Here is a 24,823-nt window from a genome sequence, read left to right as displayed (position 1 = left end):
AAGAACTTTTTAGTTTCTTACTATCGGTGTTGCATTTGATTGGACAATTCGTCAACAAAAAAAGACCTGTCATTTCTCATCTATAAGAAATGACTAGGTCTATTACCTAAAAACGATTAATCTACCATCTCTGCTTCTAAGTATTTATGAATTAAGTCATATGTGGCAATTACTGAGGTGATGTGTGTTCTTTCAAAGGCATGACTAGCATCAATTCCAGCACCAAACAATCCGTGACGTACATCTGCTCCGGCACGCATAGCTGCAGAAGCATCTGAACCATAGTATGGATAGATATCTACTTTATAAGGAATCTTATTTTCATCACATAATCCAACTAATTGATTACGTAAGCCAACATGATAAGGGCCAGAAGCATCTTTAGCACAGATAGACACTGTATACTCATCTGAAGTTTGATCATCTCCTAATGCTCCCATATCGACAGCAATATATTCTTCAACTTCTGGAGCAATGTTAGAGTTTCCACCGTAGCCAATTTCTTCGTTATTAGAAATATAGAAATGAGTAGTATGTGCTAATTTAAGTTCTCCAGCTTTAATTGCTTCAATAGCTTCTAATAAAAGGGAAACACTCACTTTATCATCTAAGTGGCGTGATTTTAAATAACCGGAGTCAGTAATTTCTGCACGTGGATGGAAAGAAATAAAATCTCCTACTTCGATACCTAATTCTGCTACATCTTCTGGGTTAAAAACAGGGTGGTCTAAACGAACTTCCATATTGTCTTGATTACGTTCTAATGACCCTGCGTTACGGTAAACGTGAACAGAAGTCTGATGCATTAAAATCGTTCCATCAAAAGTTCTACCTGTTTTTGCAGAATGGATTTTGCAATATACTCCTTCTAGCGAATTGTAAACAAACCCACCGATTAGATCTAATTTCAAACGACCATCAGCTTTTACCGCACGAACCATCGCTCCTAAAGTATCCACGTGAGCTGTCATAAAACGCTGACGTTCTTTATTTTTTCCTTCTAAAGTTACTAGTAAACCTCCTTTTGGTGTCTTAGTATACTCCACTTTATCCTGGTCAAATTTTTTCATTAAATGCGACACAATTTCACCAGTATAACCAGTTGGTGAAGGAATCTCGGTTAATTCTTTCACACGTTCTAAACGTGCACGATCTGATTCTGATAATTGATAGTTCAATTCTACCATTCTGTTCTCTCCTTTATATTGATCCATCTTAAAAGATAAATCATTGTAATCACTTGATTCTACTATACAACAATTAGCCTTAAATTCAAAAGCAAATTATGAAAAAATAACAATCCTTTAGATTTTTATACTTGGACCAGAGTTTGAAAATTGAAATTCTAAAACAAGTGGGTGTCTATAGCTAGAGGCTTTTCTTATCATTAAGGTAAATAGGTTAAAAAAACTCGGGCAATTGTAAAATAAATGAAGACTGAAGTTAAGTCACTTAAAGTTGAGATAAATGGACCACTAGCCACAGCGGGGTCAAAGCCTATCTTCATCATGAGTTTAGGAATCAAAGCACCGGCAATATTAGCCACCACGATTGCACAAGCCATAGCAATCCCTATGATCATACCCAAAAAGAGGTTTCCTTTCCAAAAGCCTGCCACTAGGGCTATGGTTAACCCAACTACCAATCCTGTGACTACTCCTGTTAGTAATTCAAAACTAAAAGAATCAAAAAAATTATCATCTTCTGATTTATTAGTAAGCTTGCGAACAGCAACCGCTAAAGATTGAGTTCCAGCGTTACCTGCTGTACCGGTTATTAATGTAACAAAGCTAGATAAAACAGGCACTGAGGATATCAAACCTTCAAACTGAGAAATTAGAGTGGCTGTCCCCATCCCCATAAATAGCAGTGTAACTAACCAAGGCAAGCGACTTTTAGAAGCCTTAAATGGAGTAGTATGAATTTCATTAACATCAACCGCAGCCAAACCTGAGTAGTCACTGTCTGCTTCTTCTTGAATAACGTCTAAAACATCATCTACCGTTATAATACCAAGTAATTCACGATCAAAGCCTACAACTGGTAGGGCCAATAAGTCGTAATCTTGTACCATTTTTGCTACCTCTACTTGATCATCATTTACTTCAACTGTTATTAAACGAGGATTAAGGATTTCTGAGATTAAGGTTTGATCATCATGAACAATGAGATCTCTTAAAGATAAAACACCCTTTAGTCGTCTATCTTCATCAATCACATACACATAATAGATAGTTTCTGCTTGAGCGGCTGCCGTTTTTAAGTGTTCATAGGCTTGTTTAACTGTATATTCTTCCTTGACAGTTACAAACTCAGTCGTCATGATGGATCCTGCTGTTTCGTCAATATAGTTTATCAAACGAGATATTTCACGGGCAGACCTATTAGGCATTAAATGCATGTACGTATTTACTTTTTCTTTATTATCAATATTATTTAAAATATCCACCGCATTATCCGCGTACATTTCACCTAAAACAATAGCTGCATAGGCATTTTCCATCTCTAGGAAATACTCTTCACTCAAGTGAAGAATATCTGATTCAAAGGCATCAAAGACATCAGCGAGTTCACTGGGAGCAAGATATTGATAGACTGTTTTTCGCTCAGAACTGACAAACTCAGTAAAAATTTTGGCTTGATCATAATTATGTAACGCTAAAAACTCAGTACGAAAGCGTGTCATACGGTTGTTTTGCAGCATAGCTTTGAAACTAGCGACGCTTTCTTCAAAACTTCTTTCAAATACTTCCATTGCTATTCCTCTCTTAGTTAACTTGCTGGGCTTGAATCCAATCTTGCATATCTTCTGGTAGATTCATCTCAAAATGTAAGGGCTGTTGAGTCATGGGGTGGTTAAACTCCAATTGGCCACAGTGAAGCGCTTGACGTCTGATCGTTTCGGTCAAAGGACCTCCATATAAATCATCGCCAATTAAAGGACCTCCCATATGCATTAAGTGTACCCGAATTTGATGTGTTCGTCCTGTATGAAGCCTTATTCTTAAGTGCGCTCCATTAGGATAAGTTTGCTGACACCAATATTCGGTCTTGGCATATTTTCCACTTTCATGAACACGCCGGGTTATAATTGAAGACTCCGTACGTGCAATAGGTGCTTCAATTATACCATGGTCTGACCATTGACTGCGACTGCTTAGAGCATGGTAATATTTAACCACTTGACCTGCTCTTACTTGACGATCCATCAATGCATGAGCTAATCGATGCTTAGCAATTAACATTAAGCCTGATGTATCACGATCTAACCTTGTTACTATATGGATTACTTGATCCGAGTAGCCTTGCTTTTGGTAGTAACCTCTCACTCGATTAGCAATTGAACTCGAAGGATTTGCTAAAGAAGGAATTGAAACTACTCCCACTTGTTTATTTAAAATAAGTAGATCATCATCTTCATAGACGATTTCAATTGGGTCATCTGAAGGTGGAACTGTTTCATGCCCTCGCTCGATGGGAGCTAATAAATGAAGACAGTCTCCTTTACGGATTTTAAAACGAACAGGTACTTTTAAATGGTTCAATAACAGTTGACCTTCAAGCTTAACCTTTCTTAAAAAGGCCTTTGGTAACTGTTGTTGTCTTAAAAATTCTTTAATCGTTATTTCTTCCGATTGATCATAAAACCACTTCAACTCCATTATAAACCTCACCTTTTATTGATTAAACTTATTTTCTCACTTGATTAGCGATAAAAGAGGATTCTACACGATTCCAATAATGCATATGCTTAAAGCTAGCGAAATGAATTCTCTCCTTAGCCAATTGCAAGCGCACCGTATCAATTGTCTGGTCCGCCCAAAATAGATGGTCAGTCGTGATATCCATCCATTCATTGGATGGATCTGGTTTTAAAGTGAGCCATTCATCAGCCGGTAAAATAATAGGCGAGGCCAAGGATCGATAAACACGATTATTAACCGAAGCCATCTCTGTCATCTGTATTGCTTCAATTCGTGGATGCATTACCGCTCCACCTAAAGATTTGTTTAACCCCGTAGACCCGGTTGGTGTCGCAATACACAATCCATCCCCACGAAATGTTTCAAAGAATTGGTCTTTTATTTCCACATCACACACCATTGTTTTACGATGCGAACGAATACTGCATTCATTGAGGGCTAGAACATGTCTCTTTTTTCCATTACCGAGAGTAATAGCTACCGATAGTAAGGGATATGAAATGGATTCAGCGTCATTTTCAACAATACTCTGTAAAACTTGATCCATCTGTTCGCCTAACCAGTCCGTATAAAACCCTAAATGTCCCGTATGAATCCCTATAAATTGAGTATGATTGATAAATGCCTGGTACTGGTGAAAGGCTGATAAAAGTGTGCCATCTCCACCAATTGATATTACATAGTCAGGAGTTTCCCCGTTAGAGAGCTCTTTTAATTGATAGTGATGGAGTTTAGTTTTAAGTCGTTGAGCATAGGCAACTGATAAAGCTTTTTTATTGTATACTAATCCAATCTTTTTCATAGTTTCTCCTTACTCTTGCTCTTAACGCGAGTCAAACAGTTTGGTTGCTTCATGAATCTCTTCACGAATCTGACTCATTTCTTCATCAAGTAGAAAGGCAGCCTCAGAAGCTCGTTGAAGTCTTTCTAATATTTCAACAGGATACTTGCCATCATACTTATAATTTAACGAATGTTCGATGGTTGCCCAAAAATTCATCGCTAAAGTTCTAATTTGTACTTCCACAATAACCGAAATGTTTCCTTCAATTCTTTCCACCGGATACTCTAAGATCATATGATAAGAACGATACCCACTCGGCTTATGATTTTTAATATAGTCCCTAATCATAATGACTTTAAAATCAGACCGTCTTAATAGTAAATCTGCTACTTCATAGATATCCTCAACAAACTGGCACATCACTCGAACCCCAGCTATGTCCTGAACACCACAAAGGAAATCTTTGGCTTTGATTTGTCTAACAGCCATTTTTTCCATAATACTTTCAGGTGATTTTACTCGTCCAGTAACGAATTCGATCGGTGCGTGTCTATCCAAATCAATATATTCTTGGCGAATACTTTTTAATTTTAGCTTCAATTCTTCAACAGCCTGACCATAAGGGGCTAAGAACAATGCCCAATTGTCGACAAAAGGTTCTTCATATACATATTTATTTTCCATGATTTCCCCCTTTCTAGCCCTCTACAAGTTTTCAAAATATTCAACCCATATCAGTCTAATTGATTAATATCATCCAGAAAATATTTTACCATAAGTCAAAGGGTTTTCGTATATAACTGTTCATTAGTTGAAATATCTATCATTTTACGGCATACTATTTATTTGTGAGGTTTTTCACTCTAGGCGTATTATTATAGATTACACTATGTTTATGATAAGCTTATACTAAGAAAAAGTAATACGAAGGAGGAATAGTGTGGAAAATTATATGATTGATTATCACTTTAATGGTCAGGCAAAGTATTTTGACTTTTATTTGTTTGTCAATCCTTTAGGGCGAAAATGCTACTATTCCGAGCAAGAGATTAATAAGGCTAGTAAATTAATTTCTTCAAAGATTGACATTAATATTCTTTGTATACATAATGAAGAGATTTTAAATGACTTTATGCAGCGTTTAGGCATTATTCAACCTAGTTTAGCAGTCCGTAATGACCTCTACTGTAAACTTTATAAAGCTGCTTTAGCCGTAAAAGCTGCACACTTTCAAGGCAAACGTAAAGGCAGATGCTTTTTAAAAGATTTACAACAAAAAATTTATCACGATCTATCTCTTTTGAACGAAAACTTAATTATGGACCTTGCTGCAAGCAATGGTTTAGATTCAGATTTGTTCTATGAGGATTTCTATTCCGATTTCACACGAGAATTATATTTTAATGACCTTAAAATTGCTAAAGCCATGGGTGTTCATTCAACCCCTAGTCTTGTGATATTTGATTCTACCCGTGAAGATGAAGGGATTTTGCTCGAGGATAATGTTACTTATGAATGCGTTATTGATCATCTAGATTTATTACATTCACAACATTTAGATCACTCTGTTAAATGTTCTACCCATTTTAATTTATTGAAATAAGAGGTCGAGAGTCTTTCGTTTCAGAGATTGACCGCTTATTTCTTTCAATAGTTTTTTGAATGACTTTTATTATAATACTTAACTATCAACAATTATTTCCCTCCTAAAATTTTCCTCTCAAGTCTCACAGAGTAGACCTTTTGGGAGGCTATTTTTCATAAAAATTCACCCTTTTATAAGAATAAAACAGACGAATCAAGCGATTCGTCTGTTTTACTTACCTTAAAAGTGATTCCATAACGTTCATTTGTTCGGTAAATTATAATCTACAAATGTCTTAAGGGTATCTATTCCTAAAATTTCTTACTTAAACCTTTTTTACCCAAAAGATAAATCATCAAACCAATAATCAAAACTGTCAGAGCTAATAATGAATAAGTAGTTTCTTCACCGGTTATAGGTAAAGTATCCTTAGTGTTTTCTTGATTTTTAGGGTTATCCGGGTTTTTCGGTTTTTCTGGTTTTTCTGGGTCTTTAGGATTTTCTGGTTCCTGAGGTTTTTCAGGATCTTTAGGGTTTTCTGAAATTTCAGTATAAATATTTTTGAAAACAGCTATTGCATCATTTTGATAGGTGACACTTAACCTTAATAAACCTGTCCCATCATCAGTTACGGTAACTACTACTTCATGCACTGAATCATCGTAGGTAATTCCTGCTTGATTGTCTGGCACTTCACGTAAGGTATACGTATACTCGCCTACCGTATCAAATGATAATTCACTAAAGACAACTTTTCCATTGCTATCATTCGTGCCTGTTGCTACGACTGCATTGTTGGTATCCACAACTTCAAAGTTAAATTGACCCGCTACTAAGTCTAATCCTTCTAATTTTTTCTCTGCGACTAATGAAAGTACACCCTTTGCTGCTGTGTAACTATTTTTAAAGACAGGGATAGCTTGATCAGGATAAACCACTTCATGAACAAGTTGTCCTGCTCCATTATCAGTTACTATAATTGTAACATCATATGTTGAATCATCATAAGTGATACCTGCTTGATCATCCTGGGTTTCACGAATAGTGTAATTATATTCTCCAACATTTTCGTAAGATATATCAGTAAATGCTACTTTCCCATCTATATCATTCGATGCTGTCGAAATAATTTCACCATCAGAATTTAGGACTTCAAAATTGAATTGACCAGCTATTAAATCAAGACCTGTTAATTCTTTTTTAGCAATTAATGAAGCTTTTCCTGGTTGAGTAATATATACATTGGTAAAGACAGGAACCTTATTGTTAGGATATTCTACAACCAATTGTAATTGACCCTTCTCGTCATCGGTTACCTTAACGATCACATCATAGGTTGTTTGATCATACGCAATACCTAGCTGGTTATCTTTCTTTTCACCAATTTTATACCTATATACTCCAATTTTATCAAAGGTTAATTCACTGAAAACAACTTTTCCATTGCTATCATTCGTACCTGTTGCAACAACTTCTTCATTTTCATTAAATACTTGGAAATTAAACTGGTCTTTTTCTAGAGAAAGACCCTCTAATTTTTTTTCAGCCAATAATGATAGTTTTCCAACTTTAGGCGTATAAGAGTTTTTAAAGGTAGGTAGATCATCCTCTTCGTATTGGATATTAGTTGCTAAGTGCCCTTGTTCATCGTAGGTGACTGATATTAATACATTATATTGATTTGTATCATAAGTTACCCCTGCCTGTTGATCTATTTTTTCACGTATCATATATTGGTAATCACCTACTGTGTCAAAAGTAAGCGCTTCAAACACTATATTACCATTAACATCGTTCTTAGCTCGAGAAATAATCTCTCCATCCTCATTTAGTAATTCAAAATGAAACTGTCCGTCAGCTAAATTTAGACCTCTTAAAATCTTCTTTGCTTTTAACGGAGTCTTAACCTCTTTGGGTTCATTGATGATTGTTATTACATTACCATTGGTTGATACATTAGGTATCTCGGCAACTTCTCCATTTGAATTAAGTAATTGTAATTCGTAAGACTGTGGATTGTCAACCGAATAGTTAATTGTAAAATAAATTGATGATGCAAGTGTTTTAAAACCTTCAGGAGTTGATGTCTCAGTGAGAATATATTTTCCATCTCTCAATTTATCTGAAATATAAATACCTTCCTCGCTTGTAAATACTTCCGATACTACCGTATCGACATTTCCATGAATGTCTATGTTTTCAATCTTAAATCCAACATCTCGTATAGCTTTTCCACTTTTAGCCTTTTTGAGAATTTTAAAATCAAGTTTTCTCCCTGTTCCGCCTCCACCAAATTGATACTGTTGAGCAGTTGTTTCAGTAACTGTTTCTTTAATAATTTTTCTCTCTTCTCCGCCCTTTAATGTAATGGTATTAGTAACCTGATAAGTACCAATTAAATTATCATTTAATCGTGTGGAGTAAGAAATTGTAATAGCTTGCGTTATTGTATCGTTTAAAGTCAACTTGAAACTTCTGTCATCTTCAGCGAAAGTAATTGAATAGTCTTCATTAATATTCAAAAGATTATTTGCGCTATCTCTAACTTTAAATGAATCAGTTAGATAACTATGTTTATCCGAAAGTTGATCTTCTATTATTGGATTCTTGATTGTCAGACCTTCCTCATTCACGGTAACTGTCCAATCAATGTTTTCGGTTAATTGGTTCTGTGTCCCTGTTTTAGCAACCAATCCACTGTTGTTATTTGCAAAATAATCCAAGTAGGCTGTATCTGATACACTAGCGACAACATCTTCTTTTTCGTATATCATTGATAAAGTAGTTGAATTAGTATATCTGTCCAAAACACTTTCATGGAATGATGGGAATTGCAAAATTTCCGTGTCATATTGTACTTTGTATTGATAAGATCCGTTTGGTAGTTGAATGACGAAACTATTGGAATCAGTGTTAATTGTCACATTAAGATTGTCGGTAATAAGGGTGCCACTTTGATCATAAACTTTAATGCTATCTTGAATTAAAGCTTGATCGCCTGGTATTGTGTCTGTTAAAACAGGATCTACTAAGTTAATGAGATTTGATGTGTTCGCATTCGCAGTTATTTCCCATGAGATAACAGGATTATCTGGAGTCTTGTCTAGGCTCACTGCTTCTTTGTTAACCGATAAAGCAGGGCTCGGAACTTTTATAAAGGCTAGCTCACTCCCGTTTGTATAAGTTAATAACGCTTTGTTTTGAATAAGATTTACTTCTTCTCCTGACGAAAGACTAGTTGTATATGTGAGCGTATACGGAACTGCATCAATGTCTCCTAATATAAGTTCAAATGATCCTTGACTTTCTTCAATGACCTGGTATTGGCTAGGATCAACTTCCTCTCCGTCTCTATATAGAAGAATATTAGACATGTCTGCTGTTGACGGAGAATATTGATCAGTGATTACTACATTAGCTAAAACGGCTTTTTTTGTATTGAAATTAATAATCCAATTAATGTGTTTATTACCTTCGGCATCAATCACAATGTTAGCTTTCTTATTAATACCTGCTTGACGTTTATAAACATTAGCTGTTGCTTCTTCCTTACCACCTTGCCAATCTAAAGTAACTTTATTTATTTGGTCGAAGTTATTGGCGTCATCTACGGTTGTAAGATATTTAATAGTATAAGTAGCATTGGTATCAGTACCAAATTGATAGGTAAATCCTTGACTTGGATTCATCATTAATGCAGTAGGATCAAAAGCCAAAGCACCTTCATTTGTAGAAGTTAATTCAAAAGAATCATTTACATACTTATAATTGCCACTACTAAAACTATCTTCAATTATTGGTTTAGTAAGATTAATATTACTTTCATTAAAAGTAATCTTCCATTCAATAAATTGCTCAGTTTTATCTTCGCTAGTTACATAAGAACCAACTTTTTTTATTCCTGCTTTAGGACCTGCTAAGTTAACATCAAAAGAAATTCCAGGTCCACTTTCCTCACCGAATAAGTAAACGAGTTCAGCATTATTAGCTATATTAGGTTCTTGCAGTCCTGCTGTCGTGTAATATGTTCGATAAACAAATATATACTTATGAGGTCCTGCATTCTGGACAGTCAGAGCAAATCCTTCTCGATTATCGCTATGTGTATAATTACGAATGTAGTAATTACTATTATCAATTAACTTTTCTGTTGTTATCTCATCTTGGTATAATTCATATGAAGATAAATCTGCAACATTAAAGTCTAATAAACTTTGATCAAACACATCTCGAATTGTCATGCTACCCATATTGATTCTTTGCGAATTAAGGGTAATTTTCCATTCAATATATGGCTTACCTTCATCATCTACCAATTGCTCCCCAGCTTTACCAAAAGTTGGAATAGTATTTATAACAACCGAGTCGGTTGCACTATTTTGTGGATCTAGATTATCAGAGATAATATTAGTGACTGTCCCCTGAACACCCAATTCTACTTCTGTCGAAAAAGTAATATAATAGGCTTGTCCTTGAGCATTAAGTTCTAAAGGAAAGCTTCCACTAACTGGTGTGAAATCTTCTGGGTTTAAAACATTGCCGTTACTATCAGGAACAACCTTACGCACTTTAATTGTATCTTTTAAAAGTTTAATTTTTTCTGTAATATTCTTCGTTTGAGAGTCCACTCCACTTATTAAATCTTCTAAAATTACTGTCCCAAGATCTTCCTGGCCATAATTATAAGTAACTTCCCAATCAATTATCGAGGGATCTTGCTCTGAGATTGAACCTTGTTTAGTAATAGTCGGTAGATCTTCATACCATGTTCCCTCAAAACTATCAGAAACAGGAGTTTCTGAACCATCTAGGAAAATTAATCCAGTATTACTGATAGTTTTAGCTCCTCCCCCATTCGGTCGATTAATTAATGTAGTATAGCTAATATCATAGGCATCTTCAATTGACCCTAAGTCAATTTCAAAGCGCGAATCACTTATTAACGGTGCAACCACTACTTCTTCTTGGCCTATCACTTGGTTTTCGTAATTACGAATGAGCTTTTCAACTAAGATACTTTCTGGTAAAAGCTCTAAATCATCACCAAAATAATCGGTATATGTAGCCTCTGAAACGGTGGTCATACTATCATTTAATCGAACGGTCCAATCTATATGTGTAGGGTTTGTCACTGGTTGTCCAGTTACATCTTTATATACTTTTTCTCCGTTTTCATCAATAATATAGGGTTGTCCTGCTATTTTTTTATCTTCCCCATCATAAGGTATTTCCTCAGCAATGATAGTTGTTGTAAAAAACCCTCCTTCACCGTATGGAATGACAACCTCAATAACTTCTTCTTCAATCAATTGTGTTGTATCGAACTGTCCAGAAATCTTTATGTTTATATTTAAATCATCAAATTCCTTAGCCTTATCATTAAAAAGAATGGCAACTTCCCCATTAGTTACAGTATAAGTACCCACTTCTGTACCTTCCACCAGAAGTGAAACAGCTGCGGAACTTCCTTCAAAAATTTCTGGCAAAACAATAGTATAAGTGTCCCCAGCATTTATTACCGTATTAGGAGGACTAACTAGAGTATAATCAAGTATTAAAGCATTTAATTCTGATGGAGTAAAAGTTATCGATTCCCCATCAGGTAAAATGAATGTGTTATTGTCTGTTGTGGTGACAGTCATAACAACATTTTTCACCCAGTTGCCTTTAAGGACACTAAAAGTAGCGTTTTCAGGAACCATTTCATTCTCTACAGCCGCTTCATCTATCGGAGGATCAATATTGTTGATGCCTTCTGACGCTTTATCCATTGAGATTTCTGTTTTCTTTTGAGGAAGATGTTCTGCATCATCTTCTGAGTTGTTTGAATTATCCACTTGTGTCTCTTCGTTTAGATTATCATCTCCTATCTCTTCCAGAAGGGATTCATCCTTTAAAATGTTATTATCCACATCTTTTTGTTCGCCAGCTTTATTCTTAGTCCTAGTTTCGAGCACTTGGCCATCGACAATTTTTTCATTCTTTACCATGGTAGTAGTATCTGTATCAAACACCTGCGAAACTGCGTACATCGTTTGTGGTGAGAAAACGATATTCAACACAAGCATCATTGTCAACACTAAATTAACCATTATTTTTTTATTCATTACAATTCGCCTCCTTATTAACTTTTGCTCAAGCTCACTTTATCCTTGCTGATAATTTCTTCATATAACTCCTTTCTAATTCATAAAATCTCACACATTAGTGTCTTTATACCCATAATATTAAGTCAAGCCCATAATCCTGTGTGAATTACACTACAGTGTTTTAACGGTCTTTTGTTGATCAAATTTAATACGCTTTCTTATCGAACTGAGCCATTGTCATATATATCCTTCAAGAAGTTTGGTACTTTTTTTCGATTGTGATCTTTACGAATCACAGTCTATTAAAAGGCAACTTAGGGACCAGTGTCTAAAGTCTCACAGACTTTAATATATTTTATTTGATCGATACCATCAGTAATCAGTGTTTTTTAGCCTCTGTGCTAAGTTGATAGTCATAAATTAAAAATTATTTTTCCAAGACTCCACGAAAAAGTTTGAGGTTTTCTTGGAAATAATCACAAAGATATTTCGCAAGAAGTTAATTTGATGTCTTTGCCAACTTGCCTTGGTAACCAACTGGCGAATCGCAACAACTATGTCTTTATAGTCATCGGAAATGACAAACTCAGTTCTTTGTAGACCGCCTTCTTTGAGTTGTTTTAAAAAGGAGCAAGTATCATTATTCTCTTCATTTTGAATCATAAAACCTACAGTTTCACGCTTGCCCTCATTAATTTATCCAAGCGAATATGACAGCTTTTAGAAATAATCTAATTTTCTTCTCATAACTTGATGTAAGAAAGATCGGTCATTAGATAAGGAGAAGGAATACCTATAAACAAACAATTATGCCCATCATGGACCATTTAATCTAATTGTTTCGCCAGAGTGGAAACGTTGCTTTCCAGCATAGAAAGAAGGAGACCTTTCTCCCTCCACTGTTAATGCTCAAATGTCGTAAGTGAAAGTTGCCATCACTCCTTCCTAATACCTTTCGGTGAAAGTTTGCTTATCCTAATTATAAAGTCTGGCTCATCATAGCGATTCCGTTGACTCTGACACCCTTCGAATCACCTGTAACCATCAGCTTGAATAAATTGTTTTTGTCAATTATTCATTACTTTTTTAAACATGGTTATTAAATGTTTTAGAGACATTCCCCTTTATCGATTATTTAATAATGCTTTAAACTCTTCATTATTCAATGTAAGATGTTCTTAGCCTCTATAAAAATCTACTAGGTATGTTTTATAGCAAAAACATCGCGCCGTAAAAGGGGCTTTATATGGACTTTCATAATCTACACAATTACATGTACTTTATCCCATATTACCACAACATTGTGAATTGTAGTAGTGTTATGGTTAAATTTCATATTAAAAATTTCCTACTAATTAACTTTTAACTAATTGAACGTAAAAGAAAAATAACTTTTCTATTAGTATCAAGAAACTATTCTTTTTAAATTTAATTATGTTTCAAAATGTTTACTTCCATATAAAACAAAAAACCAAAATCAAGATTCCCTTGACTTTGGCTTCAACATATTATGATTCTATAAATTATAGGGATCATTCACAAAAACACAGACATTTAATGTATTAAAAGCATGTTCTACTATATAGAAAGAAGTCTGTACATGACTAATAAGATAGAACAGTCCTCAATACTAAAGACCCAAACATTAATCTCTCTCATAATTGAGTCGCACAAGTCAAAAATAATCACTATATTTCTTGCGCCTTAAGTTCTCCTGTTCACCCTTTTCATCCTTGCTCCTACTATCATAAGGAAAAGACTGTCATTAAAAGGCTAACTATTTACCTATTATTAGCTCCTTATAAGGCTTAGGAAAGGTCTGTTTTTGTCTGAACAAACAAGCTTTGATCACCACACTTTCCTGCTCAGAATAAGCCCTTGTAGATACATTGTTTCATCTCTAGTGCTACCAAACAAAAATAGCGTGTTTAACAATTCACACGCCCTCAAAAAAGATGATTGCTTATCAAACATATCTATCTATAAGTGCATCATGTCATAATTGCCTTCGCTTCCGTTTCTCATAAACGGCCACCGACCCTCCCTTAAAAGATTTGTTTGATAAGTTTAAGTCAATTCCAACAGTGAAGGGGGCTGTAAGCTTTGCTAGTGCAATGTCATTCCCCATCAAGTCATAGATGTTGTAGAAGATGTCACTTAAAATATCTAAAAAAGTACTTTTACCGTTATAGTCATCATGAATAAAATAAGGTAAAAACTATTTTCATTGACTGATACACAGCCTACATTGCCTTAACTTGCCAATTGAGCCCTAATACTTTGATTATTATTGAACGGTTTCATATCGTTGTTCAATCCCTTAATCCTGAATTAAATCGGTTGCACATTCATTGGATAAATCAAGTACATCATAGAGACAGGCGCTCTACAATAAATCAAAAGATATTGGGGGACTGTTTTTGAACAATACCGACAATAGGGACAATGACCTATAAAATCAGAAGCAAGTGTTTAAAAGCACCTATCAAATGATACAAAAGCTACACTATCCCTTAGAAAATTTAGTCACAAAGCATTTAAGGTCTTACTCCGTGACAATTCAACCTCCCGGCTATCATCTAGGTTAAGAAGAACCTTCGGAATCCCAACAACTTTCTTGAGATTACCTTCAACCATCCTGAACTAACTAAGGGGTGATCAATAAATTTAAAGTGCTTAAGCGCAATGTCCATGACTCCCGAAACTATTGTCATTTTAAAGATAAAATCTTTTAACGCGAGACAATTTGTATCCGAAGAAAAAGAAAAAGAGACCAAACAGATATTAACTGCTTAGTCTCCTTAATTTATCATCAGCCCTATTTGATATAGAGTCTATTTTTTAAACTAATGCTTTTTTGGCTTCCTCAACCAAAGCAGTAAATGCTGCTGCATCATTGATAGCAATATCTGCTAACATTTTACGGTTAATTTCGATTCCGGCTTTTTTCAAACCATTCATTAATACAGAGTAACTCATATCATTTTGACGAGCTGCTGCATTAATACGTGTAATCCACAAACGACGGAAATTACGTTTGGTTTGACGACGGTCACGAAAAGCATACATGTATGACTTCATAACTTGCTGCTTAGCTGTCTTAAATAATTTTGACTTTGCTCCGTAATAACCTTTAGCTAATTTTAATGTACGTTTACGACGTTGACGTGTAACATATCCACCTTTTACGCGTGCCATGATTTTCTTCCTCCTTTATTCCTATAAAGCTGAAATTTGTTGCTTAATACGTTTCATATCTGAAGCAGAAACTAAAGCTGATTTTCGTAGTTGACGACGTTGCTTTTTAGTTTTACCGTGGAAACGGTGGGAAGTAAATGCACGTGAACGTTTCAATTTACCTGTACCTGTTTTCTTAACGCGTTTTGCTAAACCGCGGTGAGTTTTTTGTTTTGGCATAATAATCCTCCTATATTCCTACTTATTAATCGTATTATGATTCTGACGAGGGTGCGAGTATGGTAAACATACTACGGCCTTCCATTTTAGGTTTTGACTCAACGGTCGAAACTTCTTTTGTATCTTCAATAAAGTCTTCCAAAACATCTAAACCTAAATCCTTATGGGTAATTGACCGTCCTCTAAACCGGATACTTGCTTTCACTTTATCGCCTTTTTCCAAGAACTTGATTGCTTGACGTAATTTCGTCTGGTAATCATGGTCATCAATTGAAGGACTGAGACGTACTTCTTTAACACTGACTACTTTTGTATTCTTACGTTGTTCTTTTTCTTTTTTCTGTAACTCGTAGCGATATTTACCGTAATCCATAATCCGTGCAACTGGCGGATTAGCTTGCGGTGAAACGAGCACGAGGTCCAAATCAAAAGATTCAGCAATCGTTAAAGCGTCTTGTAGCGATTTAACTCCAATTTGTTCTCCATTATCACCGATGACGCGCAATTCCTTAGCGCGAATTTGCCCATTAATCAATGCTTCTTTAGCGATATGAGTCCACCTCCATAATTTTTATGAGTGACAAATAAAAACAAAAAACAGCCCGTTTGTATACGTGCCGTCTCTATCAATTTACAAAAACAGAATTTTCTGCTCCATAAATGATTTGCCCTACATCTTCTAATGTCCGGCGAGAAACGGTTTGTTTCTACTTGTTTTCTCAACCTATACATTGTATCACACTTCATTTGATAAATCAAGTTAAAATTCTTAGAGCATTCTAGAGTGTCTCTAGAGTTGTCAAACATATGTTACACAAGGTGCTTCTAAATGGGCATGCTTATGTCTTAACGTCTCGTCCTCAAATTCTTAGAGCGCAAATTTCCTTTAGCTATTAATCATAATTGATGATATAATACTGCAGAAATCTAAATATTAGGAGTTTTTTAATGGACTTAAAAAAAATTATAATAGGAACGATTATGATAGGGCTGTTAACAGCTTGCCAAAATACCTCATCCCCTGAAGTGAAAAGCTCTTCAGTTGACTCATCTAACAATCAAGCTTCATTAGAGGATTCACAATCATTACAAAGTCAACCTTCTTCCTCACTTGAAAAGTCAGTTGCTGATGAAGATGATCAAATATCTTCTACTAAAGAAGAGAGTAGAGAAACAACTTTATCCAAAACTGACAAATTAAGAAAAGCAATTATAAAAAAGCAAAACAAGTCAAACGATGATAAAGAAGAGACAAACGAAGATTTAGAAGTTTCTTCCATAGAGCCTAACGAAAGTACCGAAACAGTTAAAGAAGATAAACCAATAGTTGAAGATGACGGAACAACCGATAAGGAAGAAACCACCTCTGCAAGTGGTGGAAAAACAACTATTGAAACTACACAAGAAGATGATACCGAACAACAACCAGCCGCTTCATCATTTTCCTTAGATTACGATCAATATGACTCCGTTCAAGAAATTATCGAAGATTTAATTGATGAATATGGCTTTGATTCTTCTAAGCTAGGTATTGCTTATCAAAATTTTGTAAGTGAAGAATCCTATTACTTAAACGAAAATGAAGCACGTCATGCAGCTTCTACCAACAAAGTGGGAACCTCCGTCCTATATCTCGACCTAATTGAAGCAGGTGTCCTAAGTTGGGATAGTCAACTGCCTGCTAGCGAAAAGGATTTAGAAGAAGGTGATGGTAGAATCACCAATAATCCCTTACGCTCATACTATAGCTTAGAGGAATTGATTTCTAACCTTCTAGTCTATTCAGATAATACTGCCTGGAACATTTTAATCGATTATTATTACGAAAATTATGGTGATTATCGCAATGACTTAATCGAACTATCAGGCATTAATAATAAACCGATTGCTTTAACTCAAAATATGAACTATGCGACACCCAATATGCTAATCGGTTATCTTAATAAAATTGCTTTCGATGATAGCTATCAACCTATTATAAACTACATGTTAATCGCACAAAAAGGACAACGATTCAAGCTGTACGTTGATAAAGGAATGGCTACTAAATATGGTCAGTATGGTAATGGTTATCACGATACAGGTATATACTTCGAAGATGGAAAGCCTATATATAGTCTAGTGCTAATGACCAACGATCTGGGTACACTCGATAATTTTATGGGGGATTTAAATTTACGCGTAAATGAATGGTACCATTACCAACAGATTCAATAATAATCACATCACCCACGCAACTTCTTCAACAAAAGTTGCGTGGGTGAATTTTGTATTCAAAATTATTTGATCAACATACTTTTAAACTTCATTTTCCAATTGTTCGAGAACACAAAAAGGGACCACTAGAATACTTAGTAAGATATAGCCTGTTTGTATCCAAAAAATTCCCACATCCATCATACCGTGAAAAAGAACGATTACTAATATTGACACAATGAGACCTAATTCTAGTCTAATTTTAGGTTGGAAGACTCGTTCAACTACATTCCTAAAGTAATGACTAAAAGCCATTGTTAAAACCATTAGACCTACAATACCGTAATTAGCTAGTGTATCAATCAATAACTGGTGGGCATGCATTTTTCCTTGATCTGCAAACAAATAATAAAAGGTAACATAAGCCATAGGCCCTCTTCCGATTAAGGGGCTTGTTATAAATATTTGCCATCCAGTATACCAAATTGCAAAACGGTCATCAAAAGCATGCGCCAAAGTAGTAAACCTAGGTAATAATTCAGGTTTTATAAACAAAGTTAAAAAACCTCCTGCTAAAGCAAAACCAATCCCCCATGCTATTTTAGGCTTTAAGAAAAATACCATAAGGACAATCCCTACAATACAAGTAGGAATAGACCATCTCGAAGCAGTTAAAAATAAACTAATTAAATTTAAGAAGATGACTATCATCGATAACCAACGATCAAGTGGTCGCTTTGTTTTCGCCATTAAATAAATAGCCATTACTAAAACCATGGCAATATATAGTCCATAATAATTAGGATTAAAAAACGTTGCTTCTGCACGAATTTGCGGATTATGATACTTAAAAATATAAAATAAATCGTAACCATTCATAAAAACATAGTAAGTATATCTTACAAACGCTAGCAAAGCTAACGGGATAGACCCCCATGTGAAAATTTTTATCTGTTTTAAAAAAAGCTGAGGAGTAATTATTTGAAAATAAAAATTAAAAAGTAAAAAAAGTAAAAAAAGAACAAATGTGACGGCAACTCCGATATAATTCCTAAAGTAGATTGATATGATTAAACTATATATCAAAAAGATAAATAACCAACTCTGTTTGCGCATTATCTGTCTCAAGTCTCGACGGTGTTGAAATAGAAGATATAAGGTTGTTAAAAAAATAACAGCGCTACCAACATAAAAAGGTAATAAGACTGAAATTGACACCAATAAGAATAAATTACCTTCAAGATTTTCACTTTGAGTCAAAGATTTCAAATTCACTACCATCCACCTCCATGACTAATATTTATTATTATAGCAAAAGATGCTCTATATATTCATTAAGTAAAAACAGATTTTATCTTGAAGATTATTCATAAAGTAGTTATTATTAACCAAATACAGTTCATCTCAAAGCTTAAATGGACTCGTTATTTAGAAATAAGTTCAATGTTTATGTGGTTGACACCGTATTTCTTACATTATCTTAGGAAATGCTCATGTCGATAAAAAACTTTTTATTAGCTTTTTTATGATATTTCTAGTTGACTGTCAGCAGGACTCTCATTCTCCTTCTGATAGCGAAGAATCTATTACAACTGCGTCAGAAAGACTAAGTACAACTATTGAGACTCAAGAAACCAGCATGGATGAAAAAATCGGATTGAAGAACATCAAGTTACATCCTATTCAAGAAATTATGATTCCTATCGTTCAGTTACTGATTTAGTGAATGATTTAATAAATGACTATAATTCCCCATCTTCTCGTCTAGGCATTTCCTACTATAATTTTTCACTAAAGAGTCTCACTTTTTAAACGAAATTATCGGCCAATATGCTGCTTCTAGCAATAAAGTTGGAACGGCTGTTCTTTACATCTAATTAATTGAAGAGGGAAAACTTAACTGGAAAAGTCAATTGCCTGCCAGCAATGTTGATTTTGAATCAGGTGCAGAAAAAAATACCCATAGTCCCATTCAGTCTGAATACCAATTAGAAGAGCTGATTGAAAATTTATTAGTGTATTCAAATAACATCGCTTGAAACATTCTGATTAATTATTATCAAAACAATTTTGGAGACTTTAAACGTGATTTGGTTGAAAAATCAGGGGCTAGTCAAAAGACAGAAAGTCTTTATGATCAATATAACTATGCTACTCCTAATACTTTATTAGTTTAACTAAAACAAATTGCCCAAGATAAAGAATATTTACCTCTAGTTAGATACATATCCATTTCTGAAAAAGATCAACACTTTAAGCTTTATATCAAAGGTGGTATGGCTGCTAAATATGGACAACTGGATTATGCCTATCACGGTACAGCTATTTATTTTGAAAATGGACACCCTATCTATGCTCTGGTTCTAATGAAAAGAGAAATTGGGACAGTGGATCAATTTATGGGAAAACTTAACCTTATTATCAATGAGTGGTCTCTCTATTAAATTTCTCCCAATAAATAAAACTATTTCATCAAAAATTACTATGTTGTAATCTCTTTCATTTTTACCAATCAACATTTAAAATTGCGCTTTTCATAACTGTGAACGAAATTTGATGCTTCTTTGATTTTTTTAAATTTCATATCTCAATTGGACTTAAATTGAGATTTCGCTATAATAAAGAATAGTTTATTGACTAGTTTTAACGTTAGTCACACCCATTTTAAGGAGGACAGCCTATGCCTATACATTCAATAAATTGGCAAAAATTTTTTAAAAAACTTGTTTTAGTCATGCTTTTTAGCAATTTATTCAATCAAGCTATTTCAGCCCAAGTTGAAAATTTATCTAAATTACCTGATCTGTCTAGAGATATTAATAAGGCCAAAGAATACAAGACGGTCGTCATGCCAGATGATTACCCAGAGGAGCTAACCAGCTTTTTTGATAGTTCAATTAGTTCAAGATCCTTCATTGTGGTAGATGTTGAAACAAATCGAATTTTAGCTCAAAGAGGAAGTAATATCCCCTATCCAATTGCTTCTACAACTAAAATTCTTACAGCCTATCTTACTTATAAAGCAATTGAAGATGGGAAAATAAAAATTACAAGTGAAATTGAAGCTCCCAGTGATCTAACTCAAGCACTCTCTGATAACCCTGAGTTAACTAGCACCCCTTTAATAGCTGGTCAAAAATATACTGTAGATGATTTACTTCATGCTTTAATTATGCGTTCAGGGAATGATGCAGCCTCTTTACTGATGCGAGAAATCTATGGTTCAGAAACTGCAGCTGTTCAAGCGATGATCGACCAACTTAATAATTGGGGCTTTGTAGATTTCGATTTATACACAACTTCTGGTGTCCCTAATGAATTTATACCTGAAGATTGGCGTATGGCTGGGTCTCTAGCTAGTAATGAAAACGCAATGTCTGCTCAGGACCTAGCTTTGATGACTCAAAATGTCATTAAAGAATTTCCAGAAATTTTAAATATTTCTTCTGCTAAAACTTATGTTTTCCAGGAAGATGGCGACTTTAGCCAAGTTTTTAATACCCCTAATCCTCTTTTACCTGGTCAATCATTAGGAAGAGAAGGAATTAATGGCCTTAAATCCGGTCTCACAGATGGTGCAGGAGATAGTTTTGTAGCGACAGGCAAGGAAAATGGGCGTGAAATTATTGCCTTATCCATGGGGAACTTTATCCAAGAAGATGGAAGTTATTCTTCTTCTTATGATCAATTAACCTTGATTCTTGATGCTTTAGCTGAACATCCTGATTTATATCAAAATGAAAACTTACCCCTTAATCAAGTCACTCAATCCAAAGTTGAAGAAGAGCTTAATGAAACTTCCATAGATGGTGAAGAAGATAATGAGTCTCAAACCGAACAAGAAAAAAACACTTTAGAAAATCGAAGAGATAATCCAATAACTAACTTTATTAAAAGAATATTTGACAATTTTAGATGATTAAAAAGCAGATCTCCTTTAAAAAGGAAACAGTTCAGATTGGAGATAAATAGGCTTAATACTACCCAAGGGGACTCAGCCACTAATGATTGTTTGTTCCCCCCTTTTTTTTCTTCCTAACTCATATAATCTTGATAAAGGTTTTCTTGATGTCATTCATGAACTTAGTATATATCCTTACATAGATGATCCGGAAGTGCTGAGGAATGTTTACGGATAGAGGAAGCGAGGGCATCGCTAACACGACGAACGGTAGGAAGAGAGACCTAGGTTTGAGAAGTAATCTATTTTGGGACGAAGTATCCGGTGTCAAGCTAGCATTTTTTCTGCTTAGTGGCACGCAACATAAAGCAGTTTTTTCAACCAATTTTGCTTCTGCAGTGAAGGTGCGACCACAATTTCTACAAAGGTAACATTTTTTAGAAATAAATAGCAAGATTGATCTGCACATTCCAAATGGGTGATTCTAGAGGATCGCGTGCCGTTTTTAACGACAACTCCTTTCTTTTGGCAACAAAGACACATATGAACAGGATAGGTCAGTGCACACTTTATTTGAAGCTTATTTTTGATCTTTTCCACACAATTATCAGATATAAATTGCAAATAAAACTTAGCCATCTAGAACAAAGGAGTCCTCGCCTTAACAAACACTTCGTGAGCCGTGGCGTAACCTAATATCTTTCGAGGTATGGCATTCATCCATTGTTGAATGCGATGAATATATACTTCTGTATACCTAGCTAGAAATTCCCCCCTTAGGAATATAGCGTCGAACGAGACGGTGTGGGTTTTCACTTGTGCCACGTTCCCAGGATGAATAAGGGTGAGCGAAATAGACCTCAGCTACAGAGGAGACGGCTTTTGTGAGTGAGCTGAATTCTGAACCGTTATTACTTGTAAAAGTCTTAAAAAGTCGCTCAGCTTCCTCTCCTAGGGAGTTCATGAGTTGAGTGATCGCTTGATGAACGGCCTGACTTGTCTGATTCTTAATCAAAATAAGCCACTCAAAGCGTGAGTGTCGTTTAACCAACGTCAATAAGGCAGGGTCCTCTTCACCATGCGGACCTACCACAGTATCGATTTCCCAGTGTCCCCATTCCTCACGGTCTTCCACTTTCTGGGGGCGTTCTTCAACCGATTTGCCCAGGATTTTGCGGCGTCTGGGTCCAGGTTCAAAAGCCTTGTGCGGTTTGCGTGATACCTTTTCAGGTAAATCACTATTCTTCGTTCGCATGAGACCCGCATTGATCCAGTTATAAAGCGTTTTTGTGCAAGGGATCAAGTCTTCACAGAACAATTTATGACGTTCAGCGTAACCAACAACCGCATCAGGGCTCCACCTCTCACTGAGTAGCCTTATCCGCCCAATCGATAAAGTCCTTACTATTGACCCACTTAGGTTGTCGTCCCGTTCCCTCATGCAAGGGGTCATACGCCGCTTGTCCCGCAGCAGCACTATAGACATCCCTGAAGTAGAGATAAGTCTTTCCGTTTACAGATTGTTTGCGTTTCTGAGTAACTGTCCCGCGTTTCACTTTTGTATGAATGGTCTGAGGTGAACGTCCGAGTAACCGAGTGATTGCTCGGTTTGAGCCATGTGGAGTCTGCTATTCTATGTCTGTGTTGTTACTACATAGATTAGCAGACTCACTGGCTCTTTTTCTAATTTATATGGCTAAGTTCATTTTACAATTCACCAAAACTTAATATTAGAAGAGTCACCTCATCTTTAAGAAGGGGTAATTGAATTTTAAACTAACTCTTGCATTACAAGGTAGCTAGCTGTATAATAATCTTAAAATACTATGTAATACAAGATAGTGAATTCGTTCTGTAAAAGGAGGGGTAATTTGTCTTCTACACAAATGTTAAAAGGAGTCATTGATGGATGCATTCTGATGATTATAAAAAATAAAGAAGTATATGGTTATGAACTGGCAGAAAAATTATCCCGTTATGGTTTTCATTCGATGAGTGAGGGTACGATCTATCCTTTATTAATGCGAATGAAAAGAGAGGGTTTAGTATCATCGACACTAAAAAAATCCACAGCAGGTCCCAAAAGGAAATATTATTCCCTGACTGAAAAAGGCGCAGATGAATTGGATCATTTTATTAAGCGCTGGGAAAACCTTCAAAGTAGCGTTAACAAGGTTTTAAATAGAGAGTCGTACACGGATAGTGATAAAGGAGATGGAACAAATGGAAAATAATACTCAACTATCGAAACAAAGTAAAGAGTTTTTAGAAAATCTAACCGTATACTTAGTTTCTAAAGGTAAGGAAACGAATGAGATTGAGGAGATAGTTAGTGAGTTAGAAGATCATCTCATACAAGCTGAAGGCCAAGGGAAGCCGATTGAGCATATTATTGGTTCGTCGCCTAAAGATTATATGAGGTCAATAGCCAATGAAATGTTAGTTGATCACCGTTCTGCTATTAAGAATATTATTGGCATTATGGTTGCATCCTATTCTTTCATTATCTTACCTAATTTGATGAGAGGCGAATTCTCTTTTTCGATTCTAGAGATTATGGGTCATTTAGTTATTGCTGGAGCATTTATTGTTGCAGTGCTTGCTGCTTTTAGAAATATTATTCCAGCTAGATTATCAGACAAAATGAAGTATTTAGTATTTGCTATTATTTCACTTGTAACTATAGCTGCCTATGTTGCTTTATATTATGTAGATAGTATGACTCAAACACCAGTTATAACATTAGACTCCACCGTCAGCCTTCTCATTGGGTCTATCATGGTTTTGAACTTAATTTTATTATCAATTTGGTCCAAAACAGCGGTTTTACTCGTAACACTTTTGTTAATTACACTACCAGAATATCTTTTAAACCTATCGCCTCTTCCCTACGAGTTAAAGCAAATTTTAACTTTGATTATTATGATAGGAGGATTTGCACTGTATGCTTGGTTTGTTTTAAAAAGATAAATTATCATAACAAGTGTAACACTCAATAAACGCAGAGTTCATTAGCTATATTAATAGGTAAATAACCAAACAAAACAGATTAAAAGGAGCCATTAACTATGAGTTATAACCATCTTACCATGGAAGAGAGATCTTGTATTTATCAATTTTAAATTTAAGAAGGAGTATCATAAAAAT

At 35.1% G+C, this 24,823-nt stretch carries 20 protein-coding genes; 8 read left to right on the top strand and 12 right to left on the bottom strand.

Going from position 1 to position 24,823, the window contains the following annotated elements:
- Positions 1-116 precede the first annotated feature (116 nt).
- The 5 genes from ACQV18_RS08520 to ACQV18_RS08500 all read right to left on the bottom strand — a co-directional run bounded on the left by ACQV18_RS08520 (position 117) and on the right by ACQV18_RS08500 (position 5,172).
- On the bottom strand, positions 117-1,187 hold the full coding sequence (locus tag ACQV18_RS08520) for a M42 family metallopeptidase (RefSeq protein WP_428892922.1): 1,071 nt from the start codon (positions 1,185-1,187) through the stop codon (positions 117-119).
- Between the two features lie 200 nt (positions 1,188-1,387).
- Positions 1,388-2,755: a magnesium transporter gene (mgtE, locus tag ACQV18_RS08515; protein ID WP_428885393.1), complete on the bottom strand. Its 1,368-nt coding sequence runs from the start codon at positions 2,753-2,755 to the stop codon at positions 1,388-1,390.
- A gap of 13 nt (positions 2,756-2,768) precedes the next feature.
- Complete coding sequence (locus ACQV18_RS08510; protein WP_428874463.1) at positions 2,769-3,662, bottom strand: RluA family pseudouridine synthase; 894 nt, start codon at positions 3,660-3,662, stop codon at positions 2,769-2,771.
- 28 nt (positions 3,663-3,690) lie between these two features.
- Positions 3,691-4,506 carry an NAD kinase gene (locus tag ACQV18_RS08505; RefSeq protein ID WP_428874464.1) on the bottom strand — a complete coding sequence of 272 codons (816 nt, stop codon included), beginning with the start codon at positions 4,504-4,506 and terminating at the stop codon, positions 3,691-3,693.
- A 21-nt stretch (positions 4,507-4,527) separates the two neighbouring features.
- Positions 4,528-5,172, bottom strand: coding sequence for a GTP pyrophosphokinase (locus ACQV18_RS08500; RefSeq protein WP_428874465.1), 645 nt, complete (start codon positions 5,170-5,172; stop codon positions 4,528-4,530).
- 256 nt (positions 5,173-5,428) lie between these two features.
- On the opposite strand from ACQV18_RS08500, the gene ACQV18_RS08495 reads away from it, so the two are divergent.
- Positions 5,429-6,091 carry a DsbA family protein gene (locus ACQV18_RS08495; protein ID WP_428892921.1) on the top strand — a complete coding sequence of 221 codons (663 nt, stop codon included), beginning with the start codon at positions 5,429-5,431 and terminating at the stop codon, positions 6,089-6,091.
- A 293-nt stretch (positions 6,092-6,384) separates the two neighbouring features.
- Here ACQV18_RS08495 and ACQV18_RS08490 read toward each other — a convergent pair whose 3' ends face one another.
- The 5 genes from ACQV18_RS08490 to infC all read right to left on the bottom strand — a co-directional run bounded on the left by ACQV18_RS08490 (position 6,385) and on the right by infC (position 16,114).
- Positions 6,385-12,180 carry a Spy0128 family protein gene (locus tag ACQV18_RS08490; RefSeq protein ID WP_428892920.1) on the bottom strand — a complete coding sequence of 1,932 codons (5,796 nt, stop codon included), beginning with the start codon at positions 12,178-12,180 and terminating at the stop codon, positions 6,385-6,387.
- Positions 12,181-12,582: 402 nt separating this feature from the next.
- Entirely contained in the window at positions 12,583-12,858 is a 276-nt protein-coding gene (locus ACQV18_RS08485; RefSeq protein WP_428892923.1) for a transposase, read from the bottom strand.
- Between the two features lie 2,145 nt (positions 12,859-15,003).
- Entirely contained in the window at positions 15,004-15,360 is a 357-nt protein-coding gene (rplT, locus tag ACQV18_RS08480) for a 50S ribosomal protein L20 (RefSeq protein ID WP_428874468.1), read from the bottom strand.
- Positions 15,361-15,381: 21 nt separating this feature from the next.
- Positions 15,382-15,579 (bottom strand): 50S ribosomal protein L35, encoded by a 198-nt coding sequence (rpmI, locus tag ACQV18_RS08475; RefSeq protein WP_258436501.1) that lies wholly within the window; start codon positions 15,577-15,579, stop codon positions 15,382-15,384.
- 34 nt (positions 15,580-15,613) lie between these two features.
- Entirely contained in the window at positions 15,614-16,114 is a 501-nt protein-coding gene (infC, locus tag ACQV18_RS08470) for a translation initiation factor IF-3 (RefSeq protein WP_258436502.1), read from the bottom strand.
- 413 nt (positions 16,115-16,527) lie between these two features.
- Between infC and ACQV18_RS08465 the strand changes: the two genes are divergently transcribed.
- Positions 16,528-17,796, top strand: a complete 1,269-nt coding sequence (locus tag ACQV18_RS08465) for a serine hydrolase (RefSeq protein WP_428892919.1) — start codon at positions 16,528-16,530, stop codon at positions 17,794-17,796.
- An 81-nt stretch (positions 17,797-17,877) separates the two neighbouring features.
- On the opposite strand, the gene ACQV18_RS08460 is transcribed toward ACQV18_RS08465, so the two are convergent.
- Positions 17,878-19,056 (bottom strand): O-antigen ligase family protein, encoded by a 1,179-nt coding sequence (locus ACQV18_RS08460; protein ID WP_428876536.1) that lies wholly within the window; start codon positions 19,054-19,056, stop codon positions 17,878-17,880.
- Positions 19,057-19,300: 244 nt separating this feature from the next.
- On the opposite strand from ACQV18_RS08460, the gene ACQV18_RS08455 reads away from it, so the two are divergent.
- From ACQV18_RS08455 to ACQV18_RS08440, 4 genes are all read left to right on the top strand, one after another.
- A complete protein-coding gene (locus ACQV18_RS08455) occupies positions 19,301-19,498 on the top strand; it encodes a hypothetical protein (protein ID WP_428874551.1) in 198 nt (65 codons plus the stop codon).
- 157 nt (positions 19,499-19,655) lie between these two features.
- The gene (locus ACQV18_RS08450) at positions 19,656-19,814 is read left to right on the top strand and encodes a serine hydrolase (RefSeq protein ID WP_428874555.1); all 159 of its coding nucleotides are present in this window, start codon (positions 19,656-19,658) and stop codon (positions 19,812-19,814) included.
- A 237-nt stretch (positions 19,815-20,051) separates the two neighbouring features.
- On the top strand, positions 20,052-20,219 hold the full coding sequence (locus tag ACQV18_RS08445; protein ID WP_428874550.1) for a hypothetical protein: 168 nt from the start codon (positions 20,052-20,054) through the stop codon (positions 20,217-20,219).
- A 236-nt stretch (positions 20,220-20,455) separates the two neighbouring features.
- Positions 20,456-21,694: a D-alanyl-D-alanine carboxypeptidase family protein gene (locus tag ACQV18_RS08440; RefSeq protein WP_428874549.1), complete on the top strand. Its 1,239-nt coding sequence runs from the start codon at positions 20,456-20,458 to the stop codon at positions 21,692-21,694.
- 739 nt (positions 21,695-22,433) lie between these two features.
- Here the strand turns inward: ACQV18_RS08440 and ACQV18_RS08435 are convergent.
- On the bottom strand, positions 22,434-23,117 hold the full coding sequence (locus ACQV18_RS08435) for an IS30 family transposase (RefSeq protein WP_428892918.1): 684 nt from the start codon (positions 23,115-23,117) through the stop codon (positions 22,434-22,436).
- Between the two features lie 430 nt (positions 23,118-23,547).
- Between ACQV18_RS08435 and ACQV18_RS08430 the strand changes: the two genes are divergently transcribed.
- The gene (locus ACQV18_RS08430) at positions 23,548-23,910 is read left to right on the top strand and encodes a PadR family transcriptional regulator (RefSeq protein ID WP_428874021.1); all 363 of its coding nucleotides are present in this window, start codon (positions 23,548-23,550) and stop codon (positions 23,908-23,910) included.
- Positions 23,900-24,646 carry an HAAS domain-containing protein gene (locus tag ACQV18_RS08425; RefSeq protein ID WP_428875146.1) on the top strand — a complete coding sequence of 249 codons (747 nt, stop codon included), beginning with the start codon at positions 23,900-23,902 and terminating at the stop codon, positions 24,644-24,646. The genes ACQV18_RS08430 and ACQV18_RS08425 overlap by 11 nt, the downstream gene beginning before the upstream one ends.
- Positions 24,647-24,823: the final 177 nt, after the last annotated feature.

It is taken from the genome of Facklamia sp. P9177, assembly GCF_050409585.1.
In the GTDB taxonomy this organism is placed as follows: Bacteria; Bacillota; Bacilli; order Lactobacillales; family Aerococcaceae; genus Facklamia.
The sequence above is the reverse complement of the archived record's forward strand: the minus strand, read 5'-3'. Positions and strand labels throughout refer to the sequence as shown.